8 protein-coding genes are annotated in these 6,530 nt (G+C 62.6%); 2 read left to right on the top strand and 6 right to left on the bottom strand.

What is annotated here, in order from left to right:
* The 5 genes from BW970_RS15210 to BW970_RS15190 form a co-directional block, all read right to left on the bottom strand.
* Positions 1 to 94, bottom strand: a 94-nt coding sequence (locus BW970_RS15210) for a GTP-binding protein (protein ID WP_018590913.1), incomplete at its 3' end; no start/stop codon positions are given.
* Positions 95 to 181: 87 nt separating this feature from the next.
* Positions 182 to 2,299 carry an elongation factor G gene (fusA, locus tag BW970_RS15205; RefSeq protein ID WP_076532918.1) on the bottom strand — a complete coding sequence of 706 codons (2,118 nt, stop codon included), beginning with the start codon at positions 2,297 to 2,299 and terminating at the stop codon, positions 182 to 184.
* Between the two features lie 9 nt (positions 2,300 to 2,308).
* Positions 2,309 to 2,779: a 30S ribosomal protein S7 gene (rpsG, locus tag BW970_RS15200; RefSeq protein ID WP_076532915.1), complete on the bottom strand. Its 471-nt coding sequence runs from the start codon at positions 2,777 to 2,779 to the stop codon at positions 2,309 to 2,311.
* A gap of 11 nt (positions 2,780 to 2,790) precedes the next feature.
* Positions 2,791 to 3,162, bottom strand: coding sequence for a 30S ribosomal protein S12 (gene rpsL / locus BW970_RS15195; protein ID WP_028030315.1), 372 nt, complete (start codon positions 3,160 to 3,162; stop codon positions 2,791 to 2,793).
* A 280-nt stretch (positions 3,163 to 3,442) separates the two neighbouring features.
* A complete protein-coding gene (locus BW970_RS15190) occupies positions 3,443 to 4,561 on the bottom strand; it encodes a baeRF11 domain-containing protein (RefSeq protein WP_076532912.1) in 1,119 nt (372 codons plus the stop codon).
* Positions 4,562 to 4,742: 181 nt separating this feature from the next.
* Between BW970_RS15190 and BW970_RS15185 the strand changes: the two genes are divergently transcribed.
* Positions 4,743 to 5,360: a LolA family protein gene (locus tag BW970_RS15185; RefSeq protein WP_076532910.1), complete on the top strand. Its 618-nt coding sequence runs from the start codon at positions 4,743 to 4,745 to the stop codon at positions 5,358 to 5,360.
* Positions 5,361 to 5,490: 130 nt separating this feature from the next.
* A complete protein-coding gene (locus BW970_RS15180) occupies positions 5,491 to 5,745 on the top strand; it encodes a DUF167 domain-containing protein (RefSeq protein WP_076533001.1) in 255 nt (84 codons plus the stop codon).
* Positions 5,746 to 5,809: 64 nt separating this feature from the next.
* Here the strand turns inward: BW970_RS15180 and BW970_RS15175 are convergent, their stop codons facing one another.
* Complete coding sequence (locus BW970_RS15175) at positions 5,810 to 6,523, bottom strand: RNA methyltransferase (protein WP_076532907.1); 714 nt, start codon at positions 6,521 to 6,523, stop codon at positions 5,810 to 5,812.
* Positions 6,524 to 6,530 lie beyond the last annotated feature (7 nt).

The following is a 6,530-nucleotide window of genomic DNA, read 5'->3' as shown; positions in this document are numbered from 1 at the left end:
TCGCAGCCGTCAGCGTCGTCTTGCCGTGGTCAACGTGACCAATCGTCCCGATGTTCACGTGCGGCTTGTTACGTTCAAACTTTGCCTTCGCCATGATGGCAACTCCTCATATCGTTTCGATGCGGTGGGATGTTTCCCACCCTACGGGGCTGGTAGGGCGGGGTTCACCCCGCCGCACCTGTCAAGCGTATTTCTTCTGGATCTCGTCCGAGAGGTTCTGCGGCACGGCGTCGTAATGGTCGAACTGCATCGTGAACACTGCGCGGCCCGAAGACATCGAGCGCAGGTTGTTGATGTAGCCAAACATGTTCGCCAGCGGCACCATCGCGTTGATCACGTTGGCATTGCCGCGGGTGTCCTGCCCCTGAACCATGCCACGACGGCTGGTCAGATCGCCAATGATCGAGCCGGTATACTCTTCCGGCGTGACCACTTCGACTTTCATGATCGGCTCAAGCAGCTTTGCACCGGCCTTTTTCAGACCTTCACGCATCGCAGCGCGCGAGGCGATTTCAAAGGCCAGAACCGACGAGTCGACGTCGTGGAACGCGCCATCCAGCAGCGCGACTTTGAAGTCGATCACAGGGAACCCTGCAAGCGGACCCGAATCCATCACCGATTTGATGCCTTTTTCGACACCGGGGATGTATTCCTTCGGAACAGCGCCGCCGACGATCTTCGACTCGAAGCTGTAGCCTTCGCCCGGCTCGGTCGGGGTGATCGCCAGTTTCACGCGCGCAAACTGTCCGGTACCGCCGGTCTGCTTCTTGTGCGTGTAGTCGATTTCGGCTTCGCGCGAGATCGTCTCGCGGTAGGCCACCTGCGGCGCACCGATGTTCGCCTCGACCTTGAACTCGCGACGCATACGGTCGACGAGGATGTCGAGGTGAAGTTCACCCATGCCCTTCATGATGGTCTGGCCGGATTCGAAGTTGGTCTCGACCCGGAACGACGGATCTTCGGCCGACAGACGTGCCAGCGCCAGACCCATCTTTTCCTGGTCAGCCTTCGACTTGGGCTCGACGGCGATTTCGATCACCGGCTCGGGGAAGGTCATGGTTTCCAGAACCACCGGCTTGGCCGGGTCGCACAGGGTGTCGCCCGTGGTGGTGTCTTTCAGACCTGCCAGCGCAATGATGTCGCCCGCGAAGGCTTCTTCGATTTCTTCGCGGTTGATGGCGTGCATCATCATCATGCGGCCGACGCGCTCTTTCTTGCCCTTGGTCGCGTTCAGCATCGTGTCGCCCTTTTTCAGGACGCCCGAGTACAGACGCGTAAAGGTCAGCGAGCCGACGAAGGGGTCGTTCATGATCTTGAACGCCAGGCCCGAGAACGGCTCTGCATCATCGGCATGACGCTCGATGTTGCGGGTCTCGGTCTCGTCGCCAGGAGCGAAGCCGACATAGGCCGGAACGTCCAGCGGGCTGGGCAGATAGTCGATCACGGCGTTCAGCATCGGCTGCACGCCCTTGTTCTTGAACGACGACCCGGCCAGAACCGGAACGAAGGCCATGGCGAGCGTGCCCTTGCGGATCAGCGCGCGCAGTTCGTCCACCGAAGGCTCGTTGCCTTCAAGGTAGGCTTCCATCGCGGAATCGTCCTGCTCGACGGCAAGCTCGATCATGTTGGCACGCCATTCGTCGGCCAGATCCTTGAGCTCGTCACGGATCGGCTGACGGGTCCAGGACGCGCCCAGATCTTCGCCCTTCCAGGTCCATTCCAGCATCTCGACCAGGTCGATGATGCCTTCGAGCTTGTCTTCGGCGCCGATGGGCAGGGCAACCGGGCACGGGGTCGCGCCGGTGCGGTCCTTGATCATGTGCACGCACTTGAAGAAGTCCGCGCCGATCTTGTCCATCTTGTTGACGTAGACGATCCGCGGAACCTTGTAGCGGTCAGCCTGACGCCACACGGTTTCGGTCTGCGGTTCGACACCGGCGTTGGCGTCGAGCAGGCAGACAGCACCGTCGAGCACGGCCAGCGAACGCTCGACTTCGATGGTGAAGTCAACGTGGCCGGGGGTGTCGATGATGTTGAAGCGGTGCTTCTTGGAGATCGGATCCTTGCCGTCGACCGTCTTTTCCCAGAACGTCGTGGTCGCAGCCGAGGTAATGGTGATACCCCGCTCCTGCTCCTGCTCCATCCAGTCCATGGTCGCGGCGCCGTCATGCACTTCGCCAAGCTTGTGCGACTTGCCGGTGTAGAACAAGATTCTCTCGGTCGTCGTGGTCTTGCCCGCGTCGATGTGAGCCATGATCCCGAAGTTGCGGTAGAGGTCGAGCGTATATTCGCGTGCCATGATGCCCCCTTACCAGCGGTAATGGCTGAACGCTTTGTTCGCGTCGGCCATCTTGTGGGTGTCTTCCCGCTTTTTCACGGCAGTGCCGCGGTTGTTGCAGGCATCGGCCAGTTCGGCCGCCAGACGTTCTTCCATGGTGTTCTCGTTGCGCTTGCGCGCCGCGATGATCAGCCAACGGATTGCCAGTGCTTCACGGCGGACCGGACGCACCTCGACCGGAACCTGGTAGGTCGCACCACCAACACGGCGGCTACGGACCTCGACGGCCGGCTTTACGTTGTCCAGAGCCTCGTGGAAGGCTTCGATGGGCGAACGCTTCAGGCGCTTCTCGACGCGGTCGAGAGCGTTGTAGACGATCGATTCGGCAATGGATTTCTTGCCGTCGATCATCAGGTTGTTCATGAACTTGGTCACAACCCGATCGCCAAACTTGGCATCAGGCAGGACTTCGCGTTTTTCGGCTGCGTGACGACGCGACATATCTCAGTTCCTCACTTCGGACGCTTCGCGCCGTATTTCGAGCGGCGCTGGCGACGATCTTTGACGCCCTGCGTATCGAGCACACCGCGCAGGATGTGGTAGCGAACGCCCGGAAGGTCTTTTACGCGGCCGCCGCGGATCAGCACGACCGAGTGCTCTTGCAGGTTGTGCTTTTCGCCGGGGATGTAGCTGATCACCTCGAACCCGTTGGTCAGGCGCACCTTGGCGACCTTACGCATAGCGGAGTTCGGTTTTTTCGGCGTGGTGGTGTAAACGCGGGTACAGACCCCGCGCTTTTGCGGGCACTGCTGGAGGTGCTGCGACTTGGAGCGCGTCACCTTGGGCTGCCGCGGTTTGCGGATCAGCTGCTGGATCGTCGGCATATCTCTCGCCTTCTCTTGCAACCCGTTCGTCCTCTGTGCGTCCACAGGGCGTCCGGGGGCAGTCCGTCAATTGGCGCTTTGCGCGTCCGCAAAACACAGATACCGCCGACGCCCTGTGACAGGCGACGCGGTGGGATTCCAGAGGATCGGGGCACAGGCCCGGATCGTGACCACTTCATTGGTGCAGCCCGCACCAAGGGCCTTGGCCCCGATACAGGTAGGCGGCGTATAGGGGGAGTCGCGCGCCTTGTCAACAGCGCGCGCCCAAGGCTCAAAGGGTTTACAGGGGGCTGCGCAGGATCGCGGCCAGTTCGCCCTTGCCGGGAATATCGTCCTGCCGGACAGCCATCACCTTGGCCCCGCTGCGCAGCGCCCTGCCAGCAATTTCGTCAACCACGCCATAGTTGGTGGCGTCGCCGCTCTGGTCAAGCAGGAGTGCGCCGGTGTCTTCATCGACAAGGCCGTTCACCACCGACTCCATGTTCACGAGAATGCGGTCGATAGTGCCGAATGTCGCGGCCCGCGCGGCATCCGACAGGTCGGCTGTTGCCCTGTTCTGGCCATTCCGCACGGCCCACAGGTCGTGGAACGCCTTGATTTCGCGCCTGTAATGCGCGTCCAGCACAGGTCGTGCCGCCGTGGCAAGTTCGGCATCGGGGGTGGAATCGTGGCTTCCGGCGATCACGTCGGGCAGCGCGTCCAGCACACTGACCGAGCGGAACAGCGCCTCGACCGGCTGGGTGGCGGCCAGGATCAGCGGCAGGTCGCTGTCGCCCAGCACTGGACGCAGAGCCGCGTCGATCTGGCGGATATACTGCGACAAACGCACCTTCTGCCCCTCGGCGCCTTGCAACCGCCCCGAAGGCGAGCGGTCGTTGATCGTCGCCTTGCCAACCGCCGACGCAGCGTCCTTGGGCAGATTGGGCACATCAACGCTGACAGCAGGCAGATCGGCGGACACCTCGACCAGCCGCACGGCATTCTCGGAAATGGCAAGAACGTAGGCCGCTTGTGGGAACGTGACCGAACGCAACAACGGTTTCAGATGCGCCCTGTCCGACACCTCGACCATGGCTTCAAGCCGGTTGGCGAGACGGTAGGTCCGCAGCCTGTCCGGCGTGACAAAGACAGCAAGACTATGGGCTTGCAGACGCCAGAACTCATCATCCTCGACCAGATCCTCCAGGTGATCGCGGATCGCGGCCACCATTCGCTTGTCGCCGCCGGCCTGCTCGATCTGCTCGATCGCGGCGCGGCTGCGGTTCTTGAGGTCGATGCGCGACGCCTGAATATCCTGAGTGATCGGGGTTGTCGGAACATAGATCGAAACGACGACCGGCGCGCGCAGATCATTCAGCCGGGCAATGTCGCGGGCGGTCGGGGTATCAAGATGAAGCATAAACGTCCTTCCTGTCTTGCAAATGGTATATGTGCCCGTCGGCCAGAACCGCAGGCTTCCGAAACTCAACCCGGATGGGGAAGGTATGGTTCCGCGAAAACCCGCGCAGCGAGGTGTTTCAGCCGTTCACACTGCGATGATAGGGGATGAAGCCGTATCCTGTCGCGCGTATATCTGTCGCATGAACCTGTTCCGCGCCCTTGCTGCCCCGCTTGCCGCCTTGGCCCTTGCGCTGCCCGCGCAAGCCGAGAAACTGTCGCTGTCCGAATTGTCGGGCTATCTCAACGGTCTCTCTACCGTCGAAGCAGAGTTTACCCAGATCAATGCCGATGGCACGATCTCGACCGGCACCATCCGCATCAGCAGGCCCGGCAAGGTGAGGTTCGAATATGCGCCGCCCGACCGTTCCCTTGTGTTGGCCGATGGCCAGCAGGTGGCAATCTTCGACCCGAAATCGAATCAGGCCCCGGAACAATATCCGCTGCGCCGGACCCCGCTCAACCTGATCCTGGCGCCGAAGGTCGATCTTGGCACCGCGAAGATGGTGGTCGGCCACCGCGAGGATGGGGCTGCCACCCGCGTGACGGCACAAGACCCGGAACACCCGGAATATGGCCGCATCGACCTGGTCTTCACGGCAAACCCGACAGAGTTGCGCCAATGGGTCATCACGGATGACAGCGGCAACCAGACCACGCTGATCCTGGGCGATATGCGCAAGGGCGGGCGTCTTTCAAGCAACCAGTTCGACATCATGGCAGAGGCGCAACGGCGCGGTATGGTGGTTTCCGATCGCTGAGGCTGATCGCAGGCGCCGCGGGTTGCTGTGATGCCGCGCGCGCCCTGCCCCGCCAGGATCAGTCGTGAAAACGGCAACGGACCGTGGCTCATGGTTGCCATGGCTGTGCGCGGCGCGCATCTTGCGGGGCATGAGCCTGCCCGACCTGTGCCACCTTGCAACTTCCGGCGCCCAGATCGCCCTGCGGGTAACGCCCCGTGCCGGACGCGAGTCGCTGGAATTGTCCGAAGGCGCCCTGCGGGCCCGCGTGACCGCACCACCCGAAGACGGCAAGGCGAACAAGGCAGTACAAAAACTGCTGGCGCGTGCACTTGGCGTAGCCCCGAGCCGCCTGACGTTGATCCGCGGCGCCACCGCGCGCGACAAGGTCTTTCGGCTGGATTGACCGTCGGCGGTTCGGACCTGCCTTTGGGCCGCACCGGCAGGAGGCAGGGCCGCGGCCGCGCCCCTCAGCCCTGTCGGCGTATCACTTGCCGCAACATGCCGTGCAGCATCTGCACATCTGCCCGCGTCAGGGGCAATCGCGCCCACATGCTGCGCAGGTTGCGCTTCATGTTGGCCGCCTTTGTCTCGGGAAAGAAAAACCCGGCCCGATCCAGAACATCCTCGTAGTGATCGCCCAGATGTTGACGTTCCACCGATGTCGCCAGGTCGATCTCGGGCACGGGAATCGCGCCATCCGTCTGGCGGCGCCATTCGTAGGCCGTCAGCAGCGCGCATTGCGCCAGGTTCAGCGATGGAAATTCCGGGTTCACCGGGACGGTGATGATGGCATTGGCCTGCGCCACCTCGTCATTCTCCAGCCCCGTGCGCTCGGGACCGAACAGGATCGCCACCTTCTTGCCCGCCGCGATCAGCGCACGGGTCTGTGCCATCGCCTCCTCGGGCGTCACGACCGGCTTGGTCAGTTCCCGCGGCCGGGCGGTGGTGGCAAAGACATAATGGCAATCGGCCAGTGCTCCGGGCAGATCGGCAAACAGACCCGCGCGGTCCAACAGGCGCCCCGCCCCCGACGCCATGGCCACCGCCTTGGGGTTCGGCCAACCGTCGCGGGGGGCGACGATCCGCAGTCCTTCAAGCCCGAAATTCAGCATCGCGCGTGCGGCGGCACCGATATTCTCGCCCATCTGCGGGCGCACAAGGATCATCAGGGGCTGGGTCATGGATGTC

The organism is Gemmobacter megaterium, from assembly GCF_900156815.1.
Classification (GTDB): Bacteria; Pseudomonadota; Alphaproteobacteria; order Rhodobacterales; family Rhodobacteraceae; genus Wagnerdoeblera; species Wagnerdoeblera megaterium.
Note: the sequence above shows the minus strand (reverse complement) of the source record. Positions and strands in the feature narration are given on the sequence as shown.

Excerpts from the sequence above, each read along its gene's own strand:
- fusA (WP_076532918.1), bottom strand. The coding sequence starts at position 2,299 with ATGGCACGCGAATATACGCTCGACCTCTACCGCAACTTCGGGATCATG.
- rpsG (WP_076532915.1), bottom strand. The coding sequence starts at position 2,779 with ATGTCGCGTCGTCACGCAGCCGAAAAACGCGAAGTCCTGCCTGATGCC.
- rpsL (WP_028030315.1), bottom strand. The coding sequence starts at position 3,162 with ATGCCGACGATCCAGCAGCTGATCCGCAAACCGCGGCAGCCCAAGGTG.
- BW970_RS15190 (WP_076532912.1), bottom strand. The coding sequence starts at position 4,561 with ATGCTTCATCTTGATACCCCGACCGCCCGCGACATTGCCCGGCTGAAT.
- BW970_RS15185 (WP_076532910.1), top strand. The coding sequence starts at position 4,743 with ATGAACCTGTTCCGCGCCCTTGCTGCCCCGCTTGCCGCCTTGGCCCTT.
- BW970_RS15180 (WP_076533001.1), top strand. The coding sequence starts at position 5,491 with ATGAGCCTGCCCGACCTGTGCCACCTTGCAACTTCCGGCGCCCAGATC.
- BW970_RS15175 (WP_076532907.1), bottom strand. The coding sequence starts at position 6,523 with ATGACCCAGCCCCTGATGATCCTTGTGCGCCCGCAGATGGGCGAGAAT.